The organism is Burkholderia sp. Cy-637 (genome assembly GCF_011753175.1).
GTDB lineage: Bacteria > Pseudomonadota > Gammaproteobacteria > Burkholderiales > Burkholderiaceae > Burkholderia > Burkholderia gladioli.
The window spans coordinates 1-25,639 of sequence record NZ_VWWC01000069.1; the positions used below are offsets into that span (position 1 = coordinate 1).

The following is a 25,639-nucleotide window of genomic DNA, read 5'->3' on the forward strand; positions in this document are numbered from 1 at the left end:
CCCTTTAGCCTGATGACCATAGCGAGTCGGTACCACCCCTTCCCATCCCGAACAGGACCGTGAAACGACTCCACGCCGATGATAGTGCGGATTGCCCGTGTGAAAGTAGGTAATCGTCAGGCTTCCCCCATGACAACCCCCGTTGCCCAAAGGCAGCGGGGGTTTTGTCTTTCTGCGCTGCCCAAACGCAGCCTTCCATGCCTATCCCCTTGCGCACAAGCATCTTCTCATCGCGCTAAGATCTGGAAGAACTTGATCAGGAGGGCAACGTGAATATCGGTGAAGCCGCGCGCGCATCGGGCGTCAGCGCAAAGATGATTCGTTATTACGAAAGTGTCGGCCTGATCGAGCCGGTCCAGCGCACCGATGCGGGTTATCGCACTTACGGCGGCAACGAGGTCCACCTGCTGAAATTCATCCGGCAAGCGCGTCGCCTTGGTTTTCTTGTTGACGATGTGCGCAAGCTTCTGGCGCTCTGGCAGGACCGTGCAAGAGCAAGTGCAGAGGTGAAGGTGATCGCGCTCGAGCACGTATCGGAGCTCGATAAACGCATCGCCGAACTGACCGATATGCGCAATACGTTGGCAAAGCTCGCCGCCCACTGTCACGGCGACGATCGTCCGGACTGCCCGATCCTCGAGGAACTGGCTGCCCCGGATGAGCACCATTGTGGTGCGATGCGGCGGCAGTTTTGATCGCGTCCTTTTCGGATATATCCTTGAAAATCAAGGGGTTGATGGGGATGTTGGTCAATTATTCCAAATCGGCATGCCACCCATTCGTGCATTTCATTAGCAAACTGGTGCGCTCTCGCTATAATTCGGGATAACCCTATACGGGATATCCCTTATCCAGATTCACCGAGGGATCTCAAACTTCCTTGGAGAGCATCATGGTTGCCTACATCGTTGAAAAGCTGAGCTACTGGTTCGAATCCGCTGAACGTGAGCGTCGCGAAGCCTACCTGGCCTCGTCGAGCGACATCGTTCAACTCGAGCAGCGCATTCGCGCCCTCGAAACGAACGGCTACTCGCTGTAAGTCGTACCGGCGTCGGTCGCATGCGCTGAGCATGCGAAGCATGAAGAGCCCCGAAATTGTCGGGGCTTTTGCTTTTTGGGGCTCCGGGTGTCTAGCGCGTGCTTGGGGAGCGGCTGTATCGTTTCGACATGGACACGACAGCGAGGATGGATGGCATGAACCAGGGAATCTTTTTCCACCGCGCCGGAGCTCGGTGTGCCTGGATGGCTGCGATGCTTGTCGTGATGGCCGGGGGCGGCCATGCGATGGCGAAGGAAGATCGGCAACCAGTTGTGCTCGACACGCAAACCGGAATCCACGACGGTCGTTCAGGTGTCGTGCTGCAGACCGCTCCGCTGAATCCGACCCCGATCGTGGCGCCTGCGCAAATTTGGCAGCCTGCACAGTTGCCGCAGGACAATCAACAAACGCCGTTGATCGTCGCTCCCTATATTCGCGTCCCAACCGATTCAGGGCCGCGCCGATAAGACAAATGCTGGGCGTGCTTATCAGGCGCTGCGCAGCTCGATGCCGAACTTGGCACCGCCGTCCTGGCCCAATGTCTCGACTAGGTATGGCAGGGCTTCTCGCATCGATTCCGCCAGCGTGTAGGGCGGATTCAGAATGAACATCCCGCTTCCATAGAGCCCGAAACCGTCAGCTGGTGGGTTGCTGACGGTCAGAGTCAGGTGCAGCCAGTTGGTCGTCTGCAGGCGCTTCAACTGATCCGGGAACCGCTCCGATTCCGGGCGTTTCACCTGCGGATACCAGATCGCATAACAGCCGGTCGAAAAGCGCTTCAAACCTTCTTCCACGCACGTGATCGTCCGGGCGTAGTCACGCTTGTCTTCATACGAAGGATCGATCAGCACCAGGGCGCGCCTCGGCGCGGGCGGCAGCAGTGCCTTGAGTCCTTCGAAGCCGTCGGCCGCGAAAATCATCGCTCGACGACCTGCATCGCGGAAATTGTGCCGCAGAACACCGATCTCGGTGCTGTGCGCCTCGAACAGCCGCATCCGATCCTGTTCACGCAGCAGGCGCCACGCGAAGTAGGGCGAGCCAGGGTAGAAGCGCAGATCCGGGGTTTCATTGCAGGCGCGAATCTCGGCGACATAATCGGCCAGGGCAGCCGGCAGGTCATCGGCATTCCACAGCTTCTCGATGCCGGTCTCGTATTCGGCCGTCTTGGCGGCGAAACCTTCGTCGAGCGCATAGATCCCGGCGCCGGCATGCGTATCGATATACCAGTACGACTTGTCCTTCTTGTTCAGGTAATGAAGCAACTGGACGACGACGGCGTGCTTCAGCACGTCGGCATGGTTGCCGGCATGGAATGCGTGGCGATAACTGAACATGGCAGGATAAGACGTAGAAAATCGGATTCGATGGCGCGAGCGCGATGCCGGCGCCACCAAGGCGGCGCCGGCCCGCGGGACTCGCGCGGCCGGGTATTGTACGCGACCGTGCCTACTGCGCCTGGTCGCCGACGATTTCCTCGATGCGCTGCTTCAATTCCGGCGTGATACGTGCGGCAACCTCGATGGCCTTCATGTTCTCGCCGATCTGCTCGACACGCGAGGCGCCGGTAATCACGGTGCTGACGTTCGGATTCTTGAGCGTCCAGGCGATCGCGAGTTGGGCGAGCGTGCAGCCGAGCTCGTCGGCGACCTTCGCGAGCTTGCCGACGGCTTCGTTTTTTGCCGGATGTGTCAACTGCTCGCGCAGCCAGTCATAACCCTGCACCGCGGCCCGGCTGCCGGCCGGTACGCCGTCGCGATACTTGCCGGTCAGCAGCCCGGAAGCCAGCGGGCTCCAAGTAGTCAGGCCCAGGCCGATGTCCTCGTAGAGCCGATGGTATTCCTGCTCGACGCGGCGGCGATGAAACAGGTTGTACTGCGGCTGCTCCATCACCGGCTTGTGCAGATGATGCCGCTCGGCAATCTCGTAGGCGGCCCGGATCTCGTCGGCGCTCCATTCCGAGGTGCCCCAATAGAGCGCCTTGCCGCGCGCGATCATATCGCTCATCGCCCAGACCGTTTCCTCGATCGGCGTGTTCGGATCCGGCCGATGACAGAACACCAGATCGACGTAATCCAGTTGCAAGCGACGCAGCGAGCCGTCGATCGCGTCCATCAGGTACTTGCGATTCAGCGTGTGATACTGGTTCGGCGCTTCCGCCAGGCCCCAGAAGAACTTGGTCGACACCACGTAGCTGACGCGCGACCAGCCGAGCGCCTTCAGCGCCTCGCCCATGATTTCCTCGGACTGCCCCTTCGCATAGACTTCGGCGTTGTCGAAGAAATTGATGCCGGCGTCACGTGCCGCGGCCAGCGACTCGCGCGCGGCTCGATGATCGACCTGGTTGCCATAGGTGACCCACGAGCCGATCGACAATTCGCTGACCTGCAGCCCGGACCGGCCCAACCGCCTGTAATTCATCGTCACTCTCCTCGAATTTGGGACAGCGGCTAGCTTAGCCCGTTTGCCGACAGCATGCAGGAGGCTTCATGCACAATAGCAGCGCCGCGCCTGCGGCGGCACCTGGCCGAACGGCCGGCTTGTCGCGCAGGGCCCGGCAATGATTTCATTGGATCTGAGCACTGAATCGGGAGACGTCGAAATGGATTCGAAACTGGACGGCAAGGTTGCCGTGGTCACCGGCGCCGCAAGCGGCATCGGCAAGGAAATCGCGTTGGAACTGGCCAGGGCGGGCGCCGCCGTGGCGATCGCCGACCTGAACCAGGACGGCGCGAACGTCGTGGCCGAGCAGATCAAGGCGGCCGGCGGCAAGGCGATCGGCGTGGCGATGGACGTCACCAACGAGGACGCCGTCAATGCCGGCATCGACAAGGTCGCCGCCGAGTTCGGCTCGGTCGACATCCTGGTCTCGAACGCGGGCATCCAGATCGTCAATCCGATCGAGAACTACTCGTTCTCCGACTGGAAGAAGATGCAGGCGATCCACGTCGACGGCGCCTTCCTGACCACCAAGGCCGCGCTCAAGCACATGTACAAGGACGATCGCGGCGGCGTGGTGATCTACATGGGTTCGGTGCACTCGCACGAGGCCTCGCCGCTGAAGTCGGCCTACGTGACGGCCAAGCACGGCCTGCTGGGTTTGGCGCGCGTGCTGGCCAAGGAAGGCGCGAAGCACAACGTGCGCTCGCATGTGGTGTGCCCGGGCTTCGTGCGCACGCCGCTGGTCGACAAGCAGATCCCCGAGCAGGCCAAGGAGCTCGGCATCAGCGAGGAGGAAGTGATCAAGCACGTGATGCTGGGCAACACCGTCGACGGCGTGTTCACCACGGTGGAAGACGTCGCCAAGACGGTGCTGTTCCTGTCGGCCTTCCCGAGCGCCGCGCTCACGGGCCAGTCCTTCATCGTCAGCCACGGCTGGTTCATGCAGTAAGGCCTGCATCGCACCAATGAAAAACGCGCTCCGCAGAGCGCGTTTTCGAGGCAAACCGGCGCGATCCGATCGCGCCGGCAGGCTTACTTCAGGACGGCGGCAACCGCGGCCGCGACCGCGTCGATGTTGCGCGTGTTCAGCGCGGCCACGCAGATCCGGCCCGTGCTGACGGCATAGATGCCGAATTCTTCGCGAAGGCGGTCGACTTGCGCCGCGGTCAGGCCCGAGTACGAGAACATGCCGCGTTGCGCGTTGATGAAGCCGAAATCACGATCCACGCCGCTTGCCTTCAGGCGTTCGACCAGGCCGTTGCGCATCGCGCGGATGCGATCGCGCATCTCGCCCAGTTCCTGCACCCACGAGGCGTACAGCTCCGGCGAGGCCAGCACGGCCGAGACCAGGGCGCCGCCATGGGTCGGCGGGTTCGAGTAGTTCGTGCGGATCACGCGCTTGAGCTGCGAGAGCACGCGCGTGGCTTCGTCCTTGCTCGAGGTGATGATCGACAGCGCGCCGATGCGTTCGCCGTACAGCGAGAACGACTTCGAGAACGACGAGGACACGAACACGTTCAGGTCGGCCGCCGCGAACAGGCGCACGGCCGCGGCGTCGGCTTCGAGGTCTTCGCCGAAGCCCTGGTAGGCGATGTCAAGGAAGGGCACCAGTTGGCGAGCCTTAACGACCTCGACGACCTGCGCCCATTGCGCGTCGTTCAGGTCGACGCCGGTCGGGTTGTGGCAGCAGGCGTGCAGCACGACGATGGTGCCTGCCTCGTAGCTGTTCAGCGCGGCGAGCATCGCGTCGAAGTTCACGCCGTGGGTGGCCGCGTCGTAGTACGGGTAGGCCTCGACCTTGAAGCCGGCCGTCTCGAACAGCGCGCGGTGGTTTTCCCAGCTCGGGTCGCTGATCGCGACCTTGGCGTTCGGGTTCAGCGTGCGCAGGAAGTCCGCGCCGATCTTCAGCGCGCCGGTGCCGCCGATGGCCTGTGCCGTCACGACGCGGCCGGCCGCGATCAGTGCGGAATCCTTGCCGAGCAGCAGCTTCTGCACGGCCGCGTCATAGGCGGCGATACCGTCGATCGGCAGGTAGCCGCGCGGCAGGCCGGCTGCGACGCGTGCCTTTTCCGCATCGGCCACGGCGCGCAGCAGCGGGATCTTGCCTTCCTCGTTGGTGTAGACGCCGACGCCGAGGTTCACCTTGGTCGGGCGCGTATCGGCATTGAACGCTTCGTTGAGGCCCAGGATCGGATCGCGGGGCGCGAGTTCGACAGCGGAGAAGAGCGACATGATGATTTCGCAGCAGTAGTGGTGAAATGAAATCAGGGTCCGGATCCCGCGCGTCCCATGCGATGACGGGGGCGGGCCAGCGGACGGCGCCGATGCCGGGGCGAGCGGCGCGAATCCGGCTATTGTAGCGAATTGCGGCCTGGTTTCGGCCAAAGCCGGGGTGTCGTTGCAGGTATCGGTGGAGCGAAACGGCCATCGAACGCGTGTTGGAGCCCGGGGCAGACATCCTTGGAGGAGGCCCCTAGCCTCCTGGCGTCGATATCGCGGCAGGCTGCGCCTAACGGTCAGCCCGCTATTGACCGAAGCGCTAAAATACTCTTTTGCACGCGGCCAGGCCCTCGATCCATGTCCGAACACTCCCCTGAAGTCTCCGCCGAGCTCGACGAATCGAAGTTCGTGGCATTCGACGGTTCGCCGTTCCAGCTTTACCAGCCGTATCCGCCGGCGGGCGACCAGCCCACCGCGATCGAGACGCTCGTCGAGGGTGTCGAGGACGGCCTGTCGTTCCAGACGCTGCTCGGCGTGACGGGCTCCGGCAAGACCTTCACGATGGCAAACACCATCGCGCGGCTCGGCCGCCCGGCCATCGTGTTCGCGCCGAACAAGACGCTCGCCGCGCAGCTCTATGCCGAGTTCCGCGAGTTCTTCCCGCTCAACGCCGTCGAGTACTTCGTTTCGTACTACGACTACTACCAGCCGGAAGCCTATGTGCCGCAGCGCGACCTGTTCATCGAAAAGGACTCGTCGATCAACGAGCACATCGAGCAGATGCGCCTGTCGGCCACCAAGAGCCTGATGGAACGGCGCGACGTGGTGATCGTCGCGACCGTCTCGGCGATCTACGGTATCGGCAATCCCTCCGAGTACCACCAGATGATCCTGACGCTGCGCGCGGGCGACCGGATCGGCCAGCGCGACGTGATCGCCCGGCTGATCGCGATGCAGTACACGCGCAACGAGCAGGACTTCCAGCGCGGCACCTTCCGCGTGCGCGGCGACACCATCGACATCTTCCCGGCCGAGCATGCCGAGATGGCCGTGCGCGTCGAGCTGTTCGACGACGAGGTCGAGACGCTGCAGCTGTTCGACCCGCTCACCGGCCGGGTGCGCCAGAAGATCGTGCGCTTCACCGTCTATCCGTCCTCGCACTATGTGACGCCGCGCGACACCGTGATGCGTGCCGTCGAGACCATCAAGGACGAGCTGCGCGAACGGCTCGAGTTCTTCCACGGCGAGAACCGCCTGGTGGAGGCGCAGCGGCTCGAGCAGCGCACGCGCTTCGATCTCGAGATGCTGCAGGAGCTCGGCTTCTGCAAGGGCATCGAGAACTACTCGCGGCACTTCTCGGGCGCCGCGCCCGGCGAGCCGCCGCCGACCCTGGTCGACTACCTGCCGTCCGACGCGCTGATGCTGCTCGACGAATCGCACGTGCTGATCGGCCAGCTGAACGGCATGTACAACGGCGACCGCGCGCGCAAGGAAAACCTCGTCAACTACGGCTTTCGCCTGCCTTCGGCGCTCGACAACCGGCCGCTGAAGTTTCCCGAGTTCGAGCGCAAGATGCGGCAGGTGGTGTTCGTCTCGGCCACGCCGGCCGACTACGAGACCCGTGTGTCGGGCCAGACCGCCGAGCAGGTGGTGCGGCCGACCGGCCTGGTCGACCCCGAGATCGAGGTGCGGCCGGCCACCACCCAGGTGGACGACGTGCTGGCCGAGATCAACGAGCGCGTGAAGGCCGGCGAGCGCGTGCTGATCACCGTGCTGACCAAGCGGATGGCCGAGCAACTGACCGAATTCCTCGCCGATCACGGCGTGAAGGTCCGCTACCTGCACAGCGACATCGACACGGTCGAGCGTGTGGAGATCATCCGCGACCTGCGGCTCGGCACCTTCGACGTGCTGGTCGGGATCAACCTGCTGCGCGAGGGGCTCGACATCCCCGAGGTTTCGCTGGTGGCGATCCTCGACGCGGACAAGGAGGGTTTCCTGCGCGCCGAGCGTTCGCTGATCCAGACCATTGGCCGGGCCGCGCGCAACGTCAACGGCAAGGCGCTGCTCTACGCCGATCGCATGACCGATTCGATGCGCCGCGCCATCGACGAGACCGAGCGCCGCCGTGCCAAGCAGATCGCGCACAACGAGAAGCTCGGCATCACGCCGCGCGGCGTGGTCAAGCGCATCAAGGACATCATCGACGGCGTCTACAGCGCCGACGAGGCGCGCGCGGAGCTGAAGGAGGCGCAGCAGCGCGCCAAGTTCGAGGACATGTCCGAAAAGCAGTTGGCCAAGGAAATCAAGCGGCTCGAGAAGCAGATGGTCGACTACGCGAAGAACCTCGAATTCGAGAAGGCCGCGCAGACGCGCGACCAGCTCGCGGTGCTGCGTCAGCGCGTGTTCGGGGCCAACGTCGGCGATCACGTCGAAGGCGCGAACTGACACTGTGCGTAGGCGTGTGCCGCTCGCCGATCCGTCCCGCCCAAGGGCCGGGTCGGCATATTCCATTCCGCCTATCGGATTCTTCCGAAATCCTTTCCATATCAAGGGCTTGAATTTCTTCCCTGTTTGTTCCCCGCGAGATTCGATGCTACACTCCCGAATTATTGAGAATGGTTCGCATTAACGTTCTTAAGTATCCCCGCCGCCCGGCACGAGACCGGGCGACGTCAATCGATCTGACGATAAAAAGAGGAGTGTCAATGTTCGCTTCATCCTTCACCCGTAGTGGTGTCGCACTTGCCGCGGCCCTGGTCGCGATGTCGGCGTCGGCCGCCGAGTATCCGATCGGCAAGCAGCAGATCCAGGGTGGCATGGAGGTCGGCGCGGTCTACCTGCAGCCGATCACGATGGAGCCGGAAGGCATGATGCGCAAGGCATCGGATTCCGACATCCACCTCGAGTCCGATATCCATGCGGTGAAGAACAACCCGACTGGTTTCGCCGAAGGCGACTGGATGCCTTACCTGCAGGTCGAGTACAAGCTGACCAAGCAGGGCGACGCGAAGTGGAAGGCCGAGGGCATGCTGATGGGCATGGTCGCGAACGACGGCCCGCACTACGGCGACAACGTCAAGCTCGCCGGCCCGGGCAAGTACCACCTGTCGCTGACGGTGAAGCCGCCGATGCAGATGGGCAACATGGCCTTCGGCCGTCACGTCGACAAGGAAACCGGCGTCGGCCCGTGGTTCAAGCCGTTCACGCTCGAATACGATTTCCCGTTCGCGGGCATCGGCAAGAAGGGCGGTTACTGATCGCGTTCCACCGCCGGGTGATCCGGCCGGGCGGCATCGCGCGATGCCGCCCTCCACGAGAAGCACAATGACATTCCCCAAGATACTCGCTGTCGCATTCGCCACCGCGGCGCTCGCCGGCACGGCCCAGGCGGCCGACCTGCCCACCTTCCAGCTCGAGATGGCCGATGGCGTGCTCAAGCCGGCCCGCATCGAGGTTCCGGCCGGCCAGCGTATCAAGATCGAGGTTCGCAACACCGGCCGCGGCGCCGTCGAGTTCGAGAGCGTCCAGCTGCGCAAGGAGAAGGTGCTCGCGCCGGGCGCCGAGTCCTTCGTGGTGATCGCGCCGCTGTCGCCGGGCGAGTACAAGTTCTTCGACGATTTTCACCAGCAGGCGCAAGGCGTCATCGTCGCGAAGTAGTTCCGATTTATCGTGCGGCCGCGGATGTCCCGCCGCGGCCGGGACACGGAGGTTTCAATGGGTCAAATCATGTTCATCGTCTGGCGCGAGAGCGTCGAGGCGCTGCTGGTCGTCGGCATCCTCTATGCCTGGCTGAAGAATGGCGATGCCGAGACGCGTCGCGGCCTGCCGTATCTGTGGCTCGGCGTGGGCGCCGGGCTGCTGATGGCGTTTGGGCTTGGCGCCGCGCTGGTTGGCTTCACCGAGGTGCTCTCGGGCGACGCGCAGGACTATTTCCAGACCGCGATGGTGCTGATCGCCTGCGTGCTGATCGTGCAGATGGTGATCTGGATGAAGAAGCACGGGCGCACGCTCAAACGCGAGATGGAGCAGTCGCTGCAGGAAACCACCAAGACCGCCAACTGGTGGGGCGTGGCCGTGCTGGTCGCGCTCGCGATCGCGCGCGAGGGCAGCGAGACGGTGATCTTCCTCTACGGCCTGGGCTTCGGCCAGACCGGCCATGTCGGCGGCGGCCAGGTGCTGGCGGTGGTGATCGGCCTCGCGCTGGCGCTGCTGACCTTCTACGTGCTGCAACTCGGCGGCAAGGTGTTTTCCTGGCGGCTGTTCTTCCGCGTCACGGAAATCATGCTGCTGTTCCTCGGCGCGGGCCTGTTCGAGGCCGGCGTCGACAAGCTGATCGACAAGGAGATCCTGCCGCTCGGCATCTCGCAGCTGTGGGATACCTCGGCGATCCTCGACGATTCGAGCACGGTCGGCTCGCTGGTCGCCACCTTGACTGGCTATCGCGCGCATCCGGCGCTGACCAACCTGGTGGCCTACGTGCTGTACTGGGTGGTGGTGTACGCGCTGCTGAAGCTCGCGACGCGCCGCCCGGCCGCGACGGCTGGGCGGCCCGCATGAGCACGCCGGTCGGCGGCGCGCGCTGGAGCCGGCTGTCCGAGGCCGGCCATTGGATGCAGCGCCATGGTGCGCTGATCCGCGGCATCCAGTGGGTGGTGGTGGCCGTCTATGCGTTCCTGATCCTGGTGCCGGCCTTCACGCCGCTGCCCGACGACACCGCCCATCTCTGGAACAACCTGACGCTGGCCGCGCAGTTCGTGTTCTGGGGCATCTGGTGGCCTTTCGTGCTGCTGTCGATGGTGATGTTGGGGCGCGTCTGGTGCGGCGTGCTGTGTCCCGAAGGGGCGCTGGCCGAATTCGCCAGCCGCTTCGGGCGCGGCCGCGCCATCCCGCGCTGGATGCGCTGGGGCGGCTGGCCCTTCGTCGCCTTCGGCATCACCACCATCTACGGTCAGATGGTCAGCGTCTACCAGTATCCGCGCGCGGTGCTGCTGGTGCTGGGCGGCTCGACCTTCGCCGCGATGGTGATCGGCCTGCTCTACGGTCGCGAGAAACGCGTCTGGTGCAAGTACCTGTGCCCCGTCAACGGCGTGTTCGCGCTGCTCGCGCGGCTCGCGCCGCTGCGCTTCAAGGTCGACGAAGCGGCCTGGCGCCGCTCCTACACGCAGGGCGAGCATGGCCACCGCGTGATCCCGATCAACTGCGCGCCGCTGGTGCCGCTGCGCAACATGAAGGGCGCCGCGGCCTGCCATATGTGCGGCCGCTGCAGCGGCCATCGCGATGCGATCGCCCTGACGATGCGCTCGCCGTCCGAGGAAGTGGTGCAGCTCGGCGACGCGCAGGCCAGCGCCTGGGATACCGCGCTGATCCTCTACGGCCTGCTCGGCGTGGCGATCGGCGCCTTCCACTGGAGCGCCAGCCCCTGGTTCGTGACCATCAAGCAATGGCTGGCCGGCTGGCTGATCGACCATGACATCACCTGGCCCCTGGAGACCAATGCGCCGTGGTTCCTGCTCACGCATTACCCCGAGCAGAACGACGTGTTTTCCTGGCTCGACGGCGGCCTGGTGGTGTCCTACATCGTCGGCACCGGGCTGGTCTACGGCACCGCGCTGCTGATCGTGCTGTCGGCCGCCACCGCGATGCTGGGGCGTTTCGAGCGCGTGCGCCTGCATCACCTGACCCAGGCACTGATCCCGCTGGCCGGCGCCGGCGTGTTCCTCGGCCTGTCGGCCACCACCTTGTCGCTGCTGCGCGCCGAGCACCTGCCGCTCGACTGGGCCTCGCCGGTGCGCATCTCGATCCTGGTCGGCTCGAATCTCTGGAGCGCGTGGCTCGCCTGGCGCGTGACGGGGCGCTACGCGAGCTGGCCGCGCCGGCTCGCCGCGATGCTCGGCTTCGCGCTCGCGCTGGCGATCGTCGACAGCGCCTGGTGGCTGATGTTCTGGGTGTTCTGACATGCCGGCGCGTTATCATCGTCGGCCCAGCGAACCAGCCATCGAGGAACCGCGATGAGAACCAGGCCGGTACTGACCAGCGACGATGTCAAACGCATGGCGGCCGCCGCGGAAGCGCACGCGGCCGCCAATCAATGGGCTGTCACGATCGCGATCTACGACGACGGCGCCCATCTCCTCTACCTGAACCGCATGGACGGCGCAGCCCCGAGCACCGTCGAGATGGCGCTCGCCAAGGGCCGCGTGGCCGCGCTCGGCCGTCGCGACAGCAAGCTCTACGAGGAAGTGATCAAGCAGGGGCGCACCGCCTTCCTGAGCGCGCCGCTCACGGGCCTGATCGAGGGCGGCGTGGTGATCCAGCTCGACGGCGAATCGCTCGGTTCGATCGGCGTGTCGGGCGTGAAGTCGGAGCAGGATTCCGAGGTCGCGCGGGCCGGCATCGCCGCGCTGACGGCGGCCTGATCAGGTTCCGGCAGGCGCCCCCGAGTACCCCGAGCATTTTCAGCCCGCATGAAAAAAGCGACGTGCCCGTCAGGCACGTCGCTTTCGTCTATCTGCATGAGAACCAAAAAAATGGCTTGGCTTGCTGTAACGGCTGCTTGAGTGTGGTTGCACGAAGGGGTCTAGATCTCGCGTGCAAGCCGTTACGGCTGGCTAGTGCCCAACACCTCTCAGGGAGGTGGTCCCCACAATACTCGGTACTTACTTCGTCAGGATCAGCTTGCCCAATCGCGTGGCGCGCAGCTGGTAGGTCTCGCCGTTGTGCATGATCGAGACGTGGGTCCGACCTTGCAGCAGTGTGTCGCTGAACACGACCCGCTGATTCGAATCCGCGCTGTCCGCGGATTCCGCCTTCGTGACAGCCGCGACTTTCGTCCGGCCGCCGGGAGCCGCGCTGCCGGTGCGGCGCAGGGTAAGCGTGGAAGGGCGCATGAGTTCGGTCATTCGGTTGGCGGTGAATCAGTGGTGTGTCGATGGAATGAATTCTAAATGATAATTATTCCTATTTACCAGAGATGATTTTTGATCGGAACTTGAACTTCGATAGCTTTTGATAAAGTGCTCCGGCGGCCCGTGCAAGGCCGCCGGAAGTGGGTCTTCAGTGCAGCGGATCGGGGTCGCGCCGGCCTTGCGCGTATTCGCGGATCAGGCGAACCGTGTCGATATCGGCGGTGCGATAGGCTTCCTTGACGATCCCCTGGGTCTGCCGCGCGTCCTCGCTGTCGGCCGTCTCGGGCAGGGTGGTGCGGTACTCGAAGCGCAGGAACAGCTCGGCGTCGGCACGCTCCTCGATGGTCATGGTCAGCGAGCCGCCGATCTCGCCGTCTGCGGCATGGATGTCGTAGCGGACCTGATGGTTCGGCGTAAAGGTCACGCGGTCGCGAATCGTCGCCTGGCCGAAGTGCAGTTCGCGCTCGAGCACGGTGTCGGTGCGCGACTGGATCTCGCAGCTGTCGAGCCCGATCACGAACAGTTGCGGCTGTTCGGCACGCAGCACGAGGCCTTCCCAGAGTTGCTCGCGGGTCAGCGTCGGCAACATCGGGTTGTCCGACGCGTTGATCTGGATCAGGTGTTCAAAATTCAAGGCAGGGGCTTCCTTCGGTCGACGCGGCGCTCAGCCGCAAGAAGCCTGCATTTTGACGCAATTCCCGGGCGACGTCCGGGGCCGGACTCAGCGGCAGATCCGGCCCATCCGGCCGGCCTGGTAATCGGCGACCGCATCGAGGATGTCCTGCTCGGTGTTCATCACGAAGGGGCCGTAGCGCACGATCGGCTCGCCGATCGGCTGGCCGCCGAGCAGCAGCACCTCGAGCGGTGCATCGCCGGCGGCGATCTCGACCGTGTCGCCGTCGTTCTCGAACACGATCATCTGCTGCGGGCCACTGACCTGCCGGCTCGCGCCATAGTGGCCGGCGCCGGCGATCGGATAGGTGAACACGCGGAATTCGCGCGGCACCGGCACGGCGAGCCGCGCCTCGGGCTGCAAGGACAGATGCAGGTAGACGAGCGGCGTCTGCGTCTCGACCGCGGCCCTGGCGCCGAAGGCCTCGCCGGCGATCACCCTGATGCTGCCGCGGCCGTCCTCGGACAGCACGCGCGGGATATCGGCCGAGGCGATCTCCTGGTAGCGCGGCGCGAGTTTCTTGTCGGCACGGCGCAGGTTCACCCACAGCTGGAAGCCGTGCGCGCGACCACCGGCTGCCGCGAATTCGGGATCGGGCATTTCGCTGTGAATCAGCCCCGAGCCGGCCGTCATCCACTGCACGTCGCCGGCGCGTAATTCGCCGCTATGGCCCGCCGAATCGCGATGACGGAAATGTCCCTCGAGGATGTAGGTCACGGTTTCGAAGCCGCGATGCGGATGATCGGGCGCGCCGCGGGCCGTGCCGGGCGCGTACTCCACCGGCCCCATTTCGTCGAGCAGCAGGAACGGGTCGAAGTCGGCCAGCAGCCGTGTGGGGAACGGGCGATGAACCTGGAAACCGGCGCCTTCCGTCGCCCGTAATGACGGATAGACGCGCTGGATCGAGCGCGATACGGGCATCGTATATTTTCCTGAATGATCGATTGAGCGAAGTCAAAGTTATTATATGGATCGGCCAGCGGATTACTTCCGCGCGATCCGCAATGGATCGTTCTGCAATTGGAACGATGAAATGAATATCGACGCACACAATCTGAACGACCTGATGTACTTCTCGCAGGTCGTCGAGCACGGTGGTTTCTCGGCTGCCGAGCGTGTCCTGGGAATCTCGAAATCGCGCCTCTCGCGGCGGCTGACCGAGCTCGAGGCGACGCTCGGCGTGCGCCTGCTGCAGCGCTCGACGCGCAAGCTGGCGCTGACCGAGGCGGGGCAGTTGTTCTACCAGCACTGCCAGGCGATGCTGGCCGAGGCGCAGGCGGCGATGAACGCGGTGCAGCAGTTGCGGGCCTCGCCGCGCGGCACGGTGCGCGTCAGCGTGCCGGTCACGCTCTCGCAGACCATGATGTCGCGGCTGCTGCCCGAATTCCTCCGTCGATATCCCGAGGTACGCGTGCAGGTCCGCGTGACGAACCAGGTGATCGACCTGTTCGAGGATTCGATCGACATCGCGCTGCGGGTGCGCTCCGAGCCGCCCGAGAACGCCAACATCGTGGTGCGGCCGCTCTGGCGCACCGAGCAGATGCTGGTCGGCTCGCCGAGCCTGCTGGGGCAGAATGCACCGCCGCTGGTGCCCGACGACCTGGTGCGCTTCGAGACGCTCGACACGCCCTCGGGCGACGGCCGCCACGTGTTCAACCTGATCGCGCCCGACGGCACGCGCCACGTGCACGAGCACGAGCCGCGGCTGGTGACGGCCGACCTGATGACGATCCGCGAGGCGGTGCTCGACGGGGTCGGAATCGCGGCGCTACCGGAGATGATGTATGGCGGCGCGTTGCGAGCGGGGCAGTTGTCGCCGGTGATGCCGGGCTGGACCTTGCCGGTGCCGCAGCTCTACGCGGTGTTCGTGTCGCGCCAGGGGATGCCGCCGGCGGTGCGCTCCTTCGTCGACTTCCTGGTCGAGAAGCTCGACCGCGACTATCGCGAGCCCGAATGTCCCGAGCGCGACGAGAAGCACAAGCAGGCCGCCAAGGCCGCGAAAGCCGGCAAGCCGGCCGAGTCGGGCATCGTCGCCTGAGGCCGGATCGCTTTTGTCATTGAAGCGTCGCCTGCAATCGCGAGATTCAATCGGGGCTCGCTTGAATGCCCGCGCGACGCGGCCTATATTGAAATCCCATTTCGCGAAGGGATGTTCCGAGCGAATCCGGTGGCCGCATATATTGCGAGCCAGATAGGGCAGAACGCGCAAGTCCGTGCAGACCACGGCGTGCCGCATTGCGTTGCTCCAGGCGCCTGACGCCGCCGAAGAGCCCGCCGCCCGAAGGCGCCCGCGTGCGCATCAAAAAAGGCCTTCATCCTGCGATGAAGGCCTTTTACTTTGGCGCGGGCAAGACGCCGCGAACCGATTGATTCGCAGTGCTTGGAAATCGCGCCTACTTCTTCGCCTCGGTCACGAACCCGAGCTTGGTCAGGCCGCCGGCCTGCGCGGCCGACATCACCTCGGCCACGTGCTCGTAGGCGATCTTGCGATCGGCGCGGATATGCAGCTCCGGCTGCGGATCGATGCGTGCGGCATCGGCGATCTTCGCCTCCAGCTCGGTCTGGCTGACCGCCTGGTCGTTCCACATGATCGTGCCGTCGCCCTGGATCGCCAGGTCGATGGTCTTGGGCTTCTCCTCGACCTTCTGGCTGCTGGCGTGCGGCAGGTCGATCTTGACCGCGTGATGGATGGCGGGAAGCGTGACGAGGAAGATGATCAGCAGCACCAGCATGACGTCAACCAGCGGCGTCATGTTGATCTCGTTCATCAGGCCATCGTCGTCGTCGTCGCCGAACGAGGAATTCATTGCCATGACGTGACCTCGCTCAGTTCGCGCGCGTGGTGGCGAGGCGGATCGAATCGCGCTTCTTCGCCGAGGCGAGGCTCGAGCCCGTCACGAAGTAGGCGTGCAGACCGTGCGCGAAGCGACGCAGCTTGGTGACGATGCCCTTGTTGGCGCGCGTCAGTGCGTTGTAGCCGAGCACTGCCGGAATCGCCACGAACAGGCCGAAGGCGGTCATGATCAGCGATTCGCCGACCGGGCCCGCGACCTGGTCGATCGAGGTCTGGCCGGTCGCGCCGATCACCAGCAGCGCGTGATAGATGCCCCACACCGTGCCGAACAGGCCGACGAAGGGCGCCGTGCTGCCGATCGAGGCGAGGATCGCCAGGCCGCTCTGCATGCGCGCGACGCCGTCGTCCATGGTGTCCTTCAGGCAGCGCGTGACCCAGTCCGACACGTCCATGCGGTCGTGCAGGTGCGGCTGCGTCTGCTGATGATGCTCGGCCGCTTCCTGGCCGGCCAGCGCGAGCGCGAGGAAGGGGTTGTCCTGGGTGGTCGGCGAGGCGTCGCGCAGCTTCTGCACGCCCTTGTCGAACTCGTCCGAATGCCAGAACGATTGCTCGGCGTTCTTCATCAGGCGGCCGAGGCGCATCACGTTCCAGCCCTTGACGATGATCACGAGCCAGGAGAGGACCGACATGATGAGCAGCGCGATCGCGATGAAGCGCGTCACGAAATCACCTTGCGCCCAGACGTGCGCGATACCGTAGCTTTCCATTTCCTTTCCTTTGTTTGAATCCGGTGAGACTGAATCGGGGTTCGGGGGCGATCACTCGCCGTCGAGATTGAACTTCATGACCTGAGTGTAACGGGCACGTACCGGCTGGCCGTTCTCGATATAGGGCTTGCACGACGAGGCGTTGATGGCGTCGAGCGCGGCCGCGTCCAGGCGCGGGAAGTCGCTGCTCTTGGTGACGTGCGCCTTCTCGATCTGGCCGCCGACGCTGACCTCGAAATAGATGCTGACGGCGCCGGTTTCGCCGCGTCGCCGCGACAGCGTGGGATAGGTCGGCTCGATGATCTGGCAGGAGATCTTCGGCCCGGCCGCTGGCGCCGCGATGGCCAGCGTCGGCCGCGGGGCGGGCGGTGCCGCCGGAGTGGGCGGCGCCGGGGGCGCGGGCGGAGCCGGCGTCGGTTCCGGCGCCTCGATGGCATGCTCCGACGGTGCGGTCGCCACCGGCAACGGCGTCGGCTTGGGCTTGAGCACCGGCTTGGGCACCACCTTCGGCTTGTCCACCGGCTTGGGCGGCTGCGGCGTGGGTTTCGATTCGACCGCCACGGGCACGGGCGTGGGCGCCGGCTGCGAGATCAGCTGCACGGTCATGGTCGATTCGAGCTTGGGCTGCGGCAATTCCTTCGGGGGCATCAGCAGCGCGACGGTGATCAGCGCTGCATGGCCGAGGACCACGATGACGGCCGCGGTGACGAGACGGCGATTGAAACGGGGGGCGACCGGAGCGGGTCCGGTCGGGATGGAAGTCGAGGCCTGCATGTCTGCCAGTCTAGGCGGCGGCGCGTGGCGCGCCGGCCGCGAGGTCGTGCATTACTTGCGGAAAATCAGCAGCGAAATGCACAGGGTGGTTACGAATCCGATCAGCAATTCCATCACAGCTCCTTGGCGGGTGGCCGCTGGCTAGCGATTTGCAGGCTCGCTGACGGAAAGGTCAAACAAAGGCGCGGCCGGGTGGAACAGGCCGCGCGCGATAGCGTTGCTGTCGGTGCTCAGGCTGCCTTGCGTTCGTAGAACACCACGGGCACCGCTTGCGTGTGCGAGGCGACGCCGCAGTGGCTTTCGCAGATGCCGTGCTCGGCCATCAGTTCGCGAACCGATTCCTCGCACTTGCCGCAGCAGCTGGCGACGCCGAGCTCGAACTGCAGCTCGTCGAACGAGGCGACGCCTTCCGCCAGCGAGGCACGGATCTTTCGGTCGGACACGGACTTGCACACGCAGACGATCATGATGAGCGCGATAGCTAACGTTAATGCGAATTATTATCATTATATTCGCGCGGCTTGGCAAGCCTGCTCCACGGTTTTTTGTAACAAATCCAGGTGCTTAGCAGGGGATTGGCAAAAACGTCATGGCGTCGTGGCAGGGCGCCAGGCAGGCGGGCTCAGGCCGGCAGGGCCGTGTCGGCGCAGCGCGGCGAGGCGATCGCGACGGTTTCGGCCGGCGCGTCGAGGCCCAGCAGGGCGGCCGCGAGCGCCTGCAGGCGGCTGCCGTCGTCGGTCGAATACAGGCGCGGCGGGCGGGCCGCCGTGCCGGCCGGCGCGCGCAGGCCGTGGTCGTCGAGCACGCGGGCGAGTTGTCGCGCGATCGCCTCGCTGGTGTCAATCAGGGTCAGACGATCCTGCGTCAACTCGCGGATCGTTGCGTCGAGGAAGGGGTAATGGGTGCAGCCGAGCACCAGCGTGTCGGCGCCGGCGGCCAGCATCGGTTCGAGGTAGCCGTCGAGCAGGGCGCGCAGCGCGGGCGAGCCGGTGTCGCCGCGTTCGATCGCCTCGACCAGCCCGTGGCCCGGTTGGCGCAGGAAGCGGCAGTCGGCCGCGTAGCGCTCGATCAGCGATTCGAAGCGCGCGCTGCGCAGCGTCGCCGCGGTGGCCAGCACGCCGGCCACGCGGCTGCGCGAGGCCAGGGTGGCCGGCTTGATGCCGGGCTCGACGCCCACCAGCGGGATCGCGAGTGTCTCGCGCACCACGGCGATCGACTGCGCGGTGGCCGTGTTGCAGGCCACCACCAGCGCCTTGGCGCCGCGCGCGGCCAGCCATTCGCCGATCGCCAGCGTGCGTTCGATGATGAAGGCGTCGTCGCGCTCGCCATAGGGTGCATGGCGCGAATCGGCGACGTAGACGAAGGATTCTTCGGGGAGCTGCGCGCGCACGGCGCGCAGTACCGAGAGACCGCCCAGCCCGGAATCGAAGATGCCGACCGGCGCGGCGGTGGTGGAGTCTTCTGACGCGAAGTCGGTCGGGCTGGACATGTGGGGGTGAAGCTGGCGGATGGCGATCCGCCATATTACGACGCCGTGCTCAGCTCGGCGAGCCCATCATCGACTGCTGGTAGTTCTGGATGCCGATCTTGCCGACCAGGTCGATCTGCGTCTCGAGCCAGTCGATGTGTTCCTCGGTGTCGTCGAGGATCTTCTGGAACAGTTCGCGCGAGACGTAGTCACGCACCGATTCGCAGTAGGCGATCGCGTCCTTGCAGGTGCCCTGGGAGATGTACTCCAGCTTCAGGTCGCACTTCAGGATCTCTTCGGTTTCCTCGCCGACCAGCAGCTTGTGCAGGTCCTGCAGGTTGGGCAGGCCGTCGAGCATGAAGATCCGTTCGATCAGCCAGTCGGCGTGCTTCATCTCGCCGATCGACTCGTCGTATTCGTGCTTGCCGAGCTTCTCGAGACCCCAGTGGCGATACATGCGCGCATGCAGGAAATACTGGTTAATCGCGGTCAATTCATTCTTCAACTGAGCGTTGAGAAACTCGATGACTTTCTTGTCGCCTTGCATGGCCGTTCCTTCCTTCGTGACATAGGGTTACGGACACGAAAGATAAACGCTGGAGGGCCAAAAGCCAAGCCCTAAATGCCTGAATATTCGAATATTTCTGGATAATGAGAATGATTAAGAATAAATCAGGCCGGATTGAAATCCGGCCTGAAAATCATTCTCGTTTACTGCGGATTCACGCAGTCGCGACCGGGATTTTTCCGATCTTCGCCTGCCATTCCTTCGGCCCGGTCTGGTGCACCGAGGTGCCCGAGGAATCGACCGCCACCGTCACCGGCATGTCGACCACGTCGAACTCGTAGATCGCTTCCATGCCGAGGTCCTCGAAGGCGATGACCTTGGCGCTGCGGATCGCCTTGGACACCAGGTAGGCCGCGCCGCCCACCGCCATCAGGTAGGCCGCCTTGTGCTTCTTGATCGCCTCGATCGCCACCGGGCCGCGCTCGGCCTTGCCGACCATCGAGATCAGGCCGGTCTGGGCCAGCATGGTCTCGGTGAACTTGTCCATGCGGGTGGCGGTGGTCGGGCCCGCCGGGCCGACCGCCTCGTCGCGCACCGGATCGACCGGGCCGACGTAGTAGATCACGCGGTTCCTGAAGTCCACCGGCAGGCTCTCGCCCTTGGCCAGCATGTCGGCGATGCGCTTGTGCGCGGCATCGCGCCCGGTCAGCATCTTGCCCGACAGCAGCAGCGTCTGGCCCGGCGTCCAGGCGGCCACTTCCTCCGGCGTGAGCGTGTTCAGGTCGACGCGCTTGCTGGTCTCGGTGTTCGGCTCCCAGTTGACCTTCGGCCAGGCGTCCAGCGACGGCGGGTCCAGGCGCGCCACGCCCGAGCCGTCCAGCGTGAAGTGCGCATGGCGGGTGGCCGCGCAGTTCGGGATCATCGCCACCGGCTTGGAGGCCGCGTGGGTCGGCGCCGCCATGATCTTGACGTCGAGCACGGTGGCCAGGCCGCCCAGGCCCTGCGCGCCGATGCCGAGCGCATTGACCTTCTCGTAGAGCTCGACGCGCAGTTCCTCGGCCCAGTCCTTCGGGCCGCGCTTGATCACGTCCTGGATGTCGATCGACTCCATCAGCGATTCCTTGGCCATCAGCATCGCCTTCTCGGCGGTGCCGCCGATGCCGATGCCGAGCATGCCCGGCGGGCACCAGCCGGCGCCCATGGTCGGCACGGTCTTGAGCACCCAGTCGACGATCGAGTCGGACGGGTTCAGCATCACGAACTTCGACTTGTTCTCCGAGCCGCCGCCCTTGGCCGCGACTTGCACGTCCACCTTGTCGCCCGGCACGATCTCGTAGTGGATCACGGCCGGCGTGTTGTCCTTGGTGTTCTTGCGGGCGCCCTCGGGCGGATTGACGATCGAGGCGCGCAGCACGTTGTCGGGATGCGTGTAGCCGCGGCGCACGCCCTCGTTGATCATGTCGGTCAGGCTCATGGTGGCGCCTTCCCAGCGCACGTCCATGCCCACCTTCACAAAGATCGTGACGATCCCGGTGTCCTGGCAGATCGGCCGGCGGCCTTCCGCGCACATCCGGCTGTTGGTCAGGATCTGCGCGATCGCGTCCTTGGCGGCCGGGCTCTGCTCGGCCTCGTAGGCGCGGCCCAGGGCCTCGATGTAGTCGAGCGGATGGTAGTAGCTGATGTACTGGAGCGAATCCGCGACGCTCTGGATCAGGTCTTCCTGCTTGATGACGGTCATGGCTGTGACTCAGTGGGGACTATTGGTGATGAAACTCGAAACTCGTGCGGCGGCCGGTCTGCTGCCGGCTCGCCCGCGCGGCGCTCAGGCCGCTTCGCGAGGCGCGTGCGCCTCCTCGAAATGCTTGGGGTGCGTCTGGGTGGTCAGGCGGTCGATCCAGGCCATCACCAGCGCCGACACCAGGAACGACAGGTGGATCAGCACCTGCCACATGATCGCGTGCTCGGAATGCTGGTCGGGATTGATGAAGGTCTTGAGCAGGTGGATCGAGGAGATGCTGATCAGCGCCATCGACAGCTTGACCTTCAGCACTCCCGCGTTGACGTGGTCGAGCCATTCGGGCTCGTCGGGATGGCCCTCGACGCCGAGCTTCGACACGAAGGTCTCGTAGCCGCCCACGATCACCATGATCAGCAGGTTCGAGATCATCACCACGTCGATCAGGCCGAGCACGGCCAGCATGATGTTGGTCTCGTCGAGCGAGGTGGCGTGCGTGAGCAGGTGCCAGACTTCCTTCAGGAACAGGAACACATAGACCGCCTGCGCCACGATCAGGCCGAGATAGAGCGGAACCTGCAGCCAGCGGCTCATGAAAATGAGGGACGGGAGCGGCTTCATCTTGCGGCGGACGTGCGGATCGGTCGGGCGAGCGGACATGGTCGAGCGGCCTCTGGGTGGGCGCGGGTATCGTGGGTGAAGCGAATCTGAAAAAAAGCGCGATATTGTAACGTGCCCGCCGCCGGGACGGCGCCCGGGCGGGAGCGGCTCGCGAGGCGGGCCGGCAGGGGCCGGGGCAGGGCGGCAGGTACGAGACGTGCGCGGGAAGGGCAGGAGGAGGTAGGCGGGGGCGATCCGCTTCAGGGCGATCCGCCCGTTGCCGCCCGTTCGCGCCCGAGCGGCCCAGGCGTCCGGGCCGCCGATCTGCCCGCCTCGCGGTTCAGGACGCGGCGGTGGGCGTGCCGCGCGGCTTCAGGCTGGCCAGCAGGATGCCGGTCACCACGCAGGCCAGCGCGAAGCCGTGCGCGAGCGTGGGCCGCTCGCCGAGGAAGGCGATGCCGTACACGGCCGCCGCGATCGGCAGCACCGCGCTGAACACGCCGGCCAGGCTGCCCGGCACGTGGCGGATGCCGATCATCCACAGGCAGAACGAGAAGATGCTGGCCGACAGCGCATACCAGACCACCAGCGCCCAGGTGCCGGCCGGCACCGCCGCGTAGTCGAAATGCGGCAGCGCGAGCAGGCCCAGCGGCAGCATCAGCAGCATGCCGAACAGGTGCGTGTAGGCGCAGATGTCGAGCGGGCGCAGCGTCTCGGTCAGGCGGCGCGAGAGGATCACGTAGAAGGATTCGCAGCACACCGCGCCGAGGATCAGCAGGTTGCCGGCGAGCGAGCTGCCGGCCGCGGACGCGGCGCCCGGCGCATGGCCGTTGGCGAGGTTGATCGCCACCACGCCGACGATCGCCAGCGCGATCGACAGCAGGGCGCGGCCGTCGGGCCGCTCGCGCAGGAAGATCCAGGCGAACAGGGCGACCACCGCGGGGATCGTGCTGGTGATCACGCCCGCGGCCACCGCGCTGGTGCGCTGCACGCCGGTGAGCATCAGCAGGGTGAACAGGAAGGTGCCGAACAGCGCCTGCAGGAACAGGTTCAGCCACTCGTCGCGCTTCACGGTGCGCATTTTCGAGGGCCGCCAGAGCGGCCAGAGCACCGCGTTGGCGATCACGAAGCGCAGCGTGGCGAGGATGGCGACCGGCACCACCACCACGATGGTCTTGCCGATGCCGACGTTGCTGCCGACCAGCAGCATCGACAGGATGAGGATGAAGGCGTAGCGATTCAAGCTGGAGTCCGGGCGTTGAGTTCAGTTAGGATTGTAACGGCCGGCGCGCCGCGGCCGCCGGCACGGCCGGGCCACGTAAGAGACGGGTAAGTTGCGAAGCTTATCGTGTCGAACGCGCGAGCGGGCCCCGCGCGATGCGGCAGCGCAGCAAGACAGCGCCCATCGCCATCGCGGCGGCAGGCCGGCGAGCGGCCCCGCGCGCCATCACAGAAACACAAGCCAGGACAGCAAGGCCCTCGCCGCCCGGCACCGTTGACTCGGTGCCGGCGGCCGGGATCAGGAGGCACGGCGCGTCGCGCGCCGTGGAAGCGGCGCGCCCCGGGGCGCGCCGTCATGCAGTGGTTTTACCTTCATCAAGGGGTAGTCGATGTCTGCGATTGATTCGGTTCTTCACGAACGCCGCCAGTTTGCTCCGCCCGCCAGCGTCGAACAGGCGGCCAATATTTCCGGCATGGCCGCGTACCAGGCGCTGGTCGACGAGGCCGGCCGCGATTTCGACGGTTTCTGGGCGCGCCTGGCGCGCGAGGCGATCGACTGGCACAAGCCGTTCTCGAGCGTGCTCGACGAGTCGAACGCGCCGTTCTACAAGTGGTTCGAGGACGGCGAGCTGAACGCTTCGTACAACTGCCTGGACCGTCACGTCGAGGCCGGCCGCGGCGAGCGCGTGGCGGTGATCTTCGAGGCCGACGACGGCAGCGTCACCCGCGTGACCTACGCCGAACTGCTGGCGCGCACCTGCCGCCTGGCCAACGCGCTCAAGGCGCGCGGCATCGGCCGGGGCGACCGCGTCGTCATCTATATCCCGATGTCGGTCGAGGGCATCGTCGCGATGCAGGCCTGCGCGCGGATCGGCGCGACGCATTCGGTGGTGTTCGGCGGCTTCTCGTCCAAGTCGCTCAACGAGCGGCTGGTCGATGTCGGCGCCAGCGCGCTGATCACCGCCGACGAGCAGATGCGCGGCGGCAAGACCCTGCCGATCAAGAGCATCGCCGACGAGGCGATCGCGATGGGCGGCTGCGAGGCGGTCAAGAGCGTGGTCGTCTACCGCCGCACCGGCGGCAAGGTCGACTGGCACGAGGGCCGCGATCTGTGGCTGCACGAGATCACCGCGAGCCAGCCGGAAAGCTGCGAGCCGGAATGGGTCGGTGCCGAGCACCCGCTGTTCATCCTCTACACCTCGGGTTCCACCGGCAAGCCCAAGGGCCTGCAGCACAGCACCGGCGGCTACCTGCTGTGGGCGGCGCTGACGATGGACTGGACCTTCGACCGCAAGCCCGACGATATCTTCTGGTGCACCGCCGACATCGGCTGGATCACCGGCCATACCTACATCACCTACGGGCCGCTGGCGACCGGCTCGACCCAGGTGGTGTTCGAGGGCGTGCCGACCTACCCGAACGCGGGCCGCTTCTGGAAGATGGTGGCCGACCACAAGGTCACGGTGTTCTACACCGCGCCCACCGCGATCCGTTCGCTGATCAAGGCCTCGGGCGCCGACGAGCAGGCCCATCCGTCGCGCTACGACCTGTCGAGCCTGCGCATCATCGGCACGGTCGGCGAGCCGATCAATCCCGAGGCGTGGATGTGGTACCGCGAAAACGTCGGCGGCAATCGCTGCCCGATCGTCGATACCTGGTGGCAGACCGAAACGGGCGGCCACATGATCACGCCGCTGCCGGGCGCCACGCCCACCGTGCCCGGCTCCTGCACGCTGCCGCTGCCGGGCATCATGGCGGCGGTGGTCGACGAGACCGGCCAGGACGTGCCGAACGGGCAGGGCGGCATCCTGGTGATCAAGCGCCCCTGGCCGTCGATGGCACGCACCATCTGGGGCGATCCGGATCGATTCCGCAAGGCCTACTTCCCCGACGAGCTCGGCGGCAAGCTCTACCTGGCCGGCGACGGCACGGTGCGCGACAAGGACAGCGGCTACTTCACCATCATGGGCCGCATCGACGACGTGCTGAACGTCTCGGGCCACCGGCTCGGCACCATGGAGATCGAGTCGGCGCTGGTCTCGCACGAACTGGTGGCCGAGGCGGCCGTGGTCGGCCGTCCCGACGACATGACGGGCGAGGCGGTGGTGGCCTTCGTGGTGCTCAAGCGTTCGCGCCCGGAAGGCGAGGAGGCGCAGCAGATCGCCAAGGCGCTGCGCGACTGGGTCGGCAAGGAAATCGGCCCGATCGCCAAGCCCAAGGACATCCGCTTCGGCGACAACCTGCCCAAGACCCGCTCCGGCAAGATCATGCGGCGCCTGCTGCGCTCGCTCGCCAAGGGCGAGGCGATCACGCAGGACACCTCCACGCTGGAGAACCCGGCCATCCTCGAGCAACTGACCGAGGCGCGCTGAACCCGAGCCGGCCGGTTTCCACGGCCGGCGCGCGAAACCGCGCCACTGGACGCGCCCGGCCCCCGCCGCGGCGCGCCGATCCGGCCGGCCCGGCACGCAGCCCCTGCGCGGCAATCCCGAT

Annotated in this window: 27 protein-coding genes and 1 rRNA gene; 13 read left to right on the forward strand and 15 right to left on the reverse strand. The window is 65.5% G+C overall.

All coding sequences use genetic code 11. The features are described 5' to 3' along the window. Positions 1–8 precede the first annotated feature (8 nt). The 4 genes from rrf to F3J10_RS18735 all read left to right on the forward strand — a co-directional run bounded on the left by rrf (position 9) and on the right by F3J10_RS18735 (position 1,506). Positions 9–122: ribosomal RNA gene (gene rrf, locus F3J10_RS18720) — 5S ribosomal RNA — on the forward strand. A gap of 147 nt (positions 123–269) precedes the next feature. Then, positions 270–695, forward strand: a complete 426-nt coding sequence (gene cueR, locus F3J10_RS18725; RefSeq protein WP_167232255.1) for a Cu(I)-responsive transcriptional regulator — start codon at positions 270–272, stop codon at positions 693–695. A gap of 197 nt (positions 696–892) precedes the next feature. After that, on the forward strand, positions 893–1,039 hold the full coding sequence (locus tag F3J10_RS18730; protein WP_013698831.1) for a DUF3563 family protein: 147 nt from the start codon (positions 893–895) through the stop codon (positions 1,037–1,039). Between the two features lie 203 nt (positions 1,040–1,242). Beyond that, the gene (locus F3J10_RS18735) at positions 1,243–1,506 is read left to right on the forward strand and encodes a hypothetical protein (RefSeq protein WP_167242737.1); all 264 of its coding nucleotides are present in this window, start codon (positions 1,243–1,245) and stop codon (positions 1,504–1,506) included. Positions 1,507–1,527: 21 nt separating this feature from the next. Here the strand turns inward: F3J10_RS18735 and rlmJ are convergent, their stop codons facing one another. Beyond that, the gene (gene rlmJ / locus F3J10_RS18740; RefSeq protein ID WP_025100789.1) at positions 1,528–2,373 is read right to left on the reverse strand and encodes a 23S rRNA (adenine(2030)-N(6))-methyltransferase RlmJ; all 846 of its coding nucleotides are present in this window, start codon (positions 2,371–2,373) and stop codon (positions 1,528–1,530) included. Positions 2,374–2,485: 112 nt separating this feature from the next. Next, positions 2,486–3,457 carry an aldo/keto reductase gene (locus F3J10_RS18745; RefSeq protein ID WP_025100790.1) on the reverse strand — a complete coding sequence of 324 codons (972 nt, stop codon included), beginning with the start codon at positions 3,455–3,457 and terminating at the stop codon, positions 2,486–2,488. Between the two features lie 181 nt (positions 3,458–3,638). Here F3J10_RS18745 and F3J10_RS18750 point away from each other — a divergent pair, with 181 nt between their 5' ends. Next, a complete protein-coding gene (locus F3J10_RS18750) occupies positions 3,639–4,427 on the forward strand; it encodes a 3-hydroxybutyrate dehydrogenase (RefSeq protein WP_025100791.1) in 789 nt (262 codons plus the stop codon). 83 nt (positions 4,428–4,510) lie between these two features. Here the strand turns inward: F3J10_RS18750 and F3J10_RS18755 are convergent, their stop codons facing one another. After that, positions 4,511–5,710, reverse strand: coding sequence for an amino acid aminotransferase (locus F3J10_RS18755; RefSeq protein ID WP_166911913.1), 1,200 nt, complete (start codon positions 5,708–5,710; stop codon positions 4,511–4,513). 345 nt (positions 5,711–6,055) lie between these two features. Here F3J10_RS18755 and uvrB point away from each other — a divergent pair, with 345 nt between their 5' ends. From uvrB to F3J10_RS18785, 6 genes are all read left to right on the forward strand, one after another. Next, positions 6,056–8,146 carry an excinuclease ABC subunit UvrB gene (gene uvrB / locus F3J10_RS18760; protein ID WP_167242727.1) on the forward strand — a complete coding sequence of 697 codons (2,091 nt, stop codon included), beginning with the start codon at positions 6,056–6,058 and terminating at the stop codon, positions 8,144–8,146. Between the two features lie 260 nt (positions 8,147–8,406). Further along, entirely contained in the window at positions 8,407–8,958 is a 552-nt protein-coding gene (locus F3J10_RS18765) for an iron transporter (RefSeq protein WP_025100864.1), read from the forward strand. A gap of 67 nt (positions 8,959–9,025) precedes the next feature. Further along, a complete protein-coding gene (locus tag F3J10_RS18770; RefSeq protein ID WP_025100865.1) occupies positions 9,026–9,358 on the forward strand; it encodes a cupredoxin domain-containing protein in 333 nt (110 codons plus the stop codon). A gap of 57 nt (positions 9,359–9,415) precedes the next feature. Further along, positions 9,416–10,258, forward strand: a complete 843-nt coding sequence (locus F3J10_RS18775; protein WP_025100866.1) for an FTR1 family protein — start codon at positions 9,416–9,418, stop codon at positions 10,256–10,258. Next, positions 10,255–11,655, forward strand: coding sequence for a 4Fe-4S binding protein (locus F3J10_RS18780; RefSeq protein ID WP_025100867.1), 1,401 nt, complete (start codon positions 10,255–10,257; stop codon positions 11,653–11,655). Before F3J10_RS18775 ends, F3J10_RS18780 begins: the two co-directional genes overlap by 4 nt. A 54-nt stretch (positions 11,656–11,709) precedes the next feature. Beyond that, positions 11,710–12,117: a heme-binding protein gene (locus F3J10_RS18785; protein WP_017920273.1), complete on the forward strand. Its 408-nt coding sequence runs from the start codon at positions 11,710–11,712 to the stop codon at positions 12,115–12,117. A 240-nt stretch (positions 12,118–12,357) separates the two neighbouring features. On the opposite strand, the gene F3J10_RS18790 is transcribed toward F3J10_RS18785, so the two are convergent. The 3 genes from F3J10_RS18790 to F3J10_RS18800 form a co-directional block, all read right to left on the reverse strand. Then, the gene (locus F3J10_RS18790; protein ID WP_025100868.1) at positions 12,358–12,600 is read right to left on the reverse strand and encodes a hemin uptake protein HemP; all 243 of its coding nucleotides are present in this window, start codon (positions 12,598–12,600) and stop codon (positions 12,358–12,360) included. Between the two features lie 154 nt (positions 12,601–12,754). Beyond that, a complete protein-coding gene (locus tag F3J10_RS18795; protein ID WP_013698818.1) occupies positions 12,755–13,240 on the reverse strand; it encodes an SRPBCC family protein in 486 nt (161 codons plus the stop codon). Between the two features lie 87 nt (positions 13,241–13,327). Beyond that, positions 13,328–14,200, reverse strand: a complete 873-nt coding sequence (locus tag F3J10_RS18800; RefSeq protein WP_167242728.1) for a pirin family protein — start codon at positions 14,198–14,200, stop codon at positions 13,328–13,330. Between the two features lie 112 nt (positions 14,201–14,312). On the opposite strand from F3J10_RS18800, the gene F3J10_RS18805 reads away from it, so the two are divergent. Next, on the forward strand, positions 14,313–15,317 hold the full coding sequence (locus tag F3J10_RS18805; RefSeq protein WP_013698816.1) for a LysR family transcriptional regulator: 1,005 nt from the start codon (positions 14,313–14,315) through the stop codon (positions 15,315–15,317). 355 nt (positions 15,318–15,672) lie between these two features. Here the strand turns inward: F3J10_RS18805 and F3J10_RS18810 are convergent, their stop codons facing one another. The 9 genes from F3J10_RS18810 to F3J10_RS18850 form a co-directional block, all read right to left on the reverse strand. After that, positions 15,673–16,092 (reverse strand): biopolymer transporter ExbD, encoded by a 420-nt coding sequence (locus tag F3J10_RS18810; RefSeq protein WP_166911909.1) that lies wholly within the window; start codon positions 16,090–16,092, stop codon positions 15,673–15,675. A 13-nt stretch (positions 16,093–16,105) separates the two neighbouring features. Further along, positions 16,106–16,840 carry a MotA/TolQ/ExbB proton channel family protein gene (locus F3J10_RS18815; RefSeq protein WP_013698814.1) on the reverse strand — a complete coding sequence of 245 codons (735 nt, stop codon included), beginning with the start codon at positions 16,838–16,840 and terminating at the stop codon, positions 16,106–16,108. A 51-nt stretch (positions 16,841–16,891) separates the two neighbouring features. Next, positions 16,892–17,614 carry an energy transducer TonB gene (locus tag F3J10_RS18820; RefSeq protein ID WP_167242729.1) on the reverse strand — a complete coding sequence of 241 codons (723 nt, stop codon included), beginning with the start codon at positions 17,612–17,614 and terminating at the stop codon, positions 16,892–16,894. A 230-nt stretch (positions 17,615–17,844) separates the two neighbouring features. Further along, positions 17,845–18,081 carry a (2Fe-2S)-binding protein gene (locus F3J10_RS18825; protein WP_017920277.1) on the reverse strand — a complete coding sequence of 79 codons (237 nt, stop codon included), beginning with the start codon at positions 18,079–18,081 and terminating at the stop codon, positions 17,845–17,847. A gap of 155 nt (positions 18,082–18,236) precedes the next feature. Next, positions 18,237–19,103 carry a glutamate racemase gene (murI, locus tag F3J10_RS18830; RefSeq protein WP_167242730.1) on the reverse strand — a complete coding sequence of 289 codons (867 nt, stop codon included), beginning with the start codon at positions 19,101–19,103 and terminating at the stop codon, positions 18,237–18,239. A gap of 49 nt (positions 19,104–19,152) precedes the next feature. Then, positions 19,153–19,629, reverse strand: a complete 477-nt coding sequence (gene bfr / locus F3J10_RS18835; RefSeq protein WP_013698810.1) for a bacterioferritin — start codon at positions 19,627–19,629, stop codon at positions 19,153–19,155. 175 nt (positions 19,630–19,804) lie between these two features. Further along, positions 19,805–21,328, reverse strand: coding sequence for a fumarate hydratase (locus tag F3J10_RS18840; RefSeq protein WP_025100873.1), 1,524 nt, complete (start codon positions 21,326–21,328; stop codon positions 19,805–19,807). An 84-nt stretch (positions 21,329–21,412) separates the two neighbouring features. Then, the gene (locus tag F3J10_RS18845; protein WP_013698808.1) at positions 21,413–21,985 is read right to left on the reverse strand and encodes a TIGR00645 family protein; all 573 of its coding nucleotides are present in this window, start codon (positions 21,983–21,985) and stop codon (positions 21,413–21,415) included. 280 nt (positions 21,986–22,265) lie between these two features. Continuing rightward, entirely contained in the window at positions 22,266–23,168 is a 903-nt protein-coding gene (locus F3J10_RS18850; RefSeq protein WP_013698807.1) for a DMT family transporter, read from the reverse strand. A 367-nt stretch (positions 23,169–23,535) separates the two neighbouring features. Between F3J10_RS18850 and acs the strand changes: the two genes are divergently transcribed. Further along, positions 23,536–25,518 carry an acetate--CoA ligase gene (gene acs / locus F3J10_RS18855; protein ID WP_167232246.1) on the forward strand — a complete coding sequence of 661 codons (1,983 nt, stop codon included), beginning with the start codon at positions 23,536–23,538 and terminating at the stop codon, positions 25,516–25,518. Positions 25,519–25,639 lie beyond the last annotated feature (121 nt).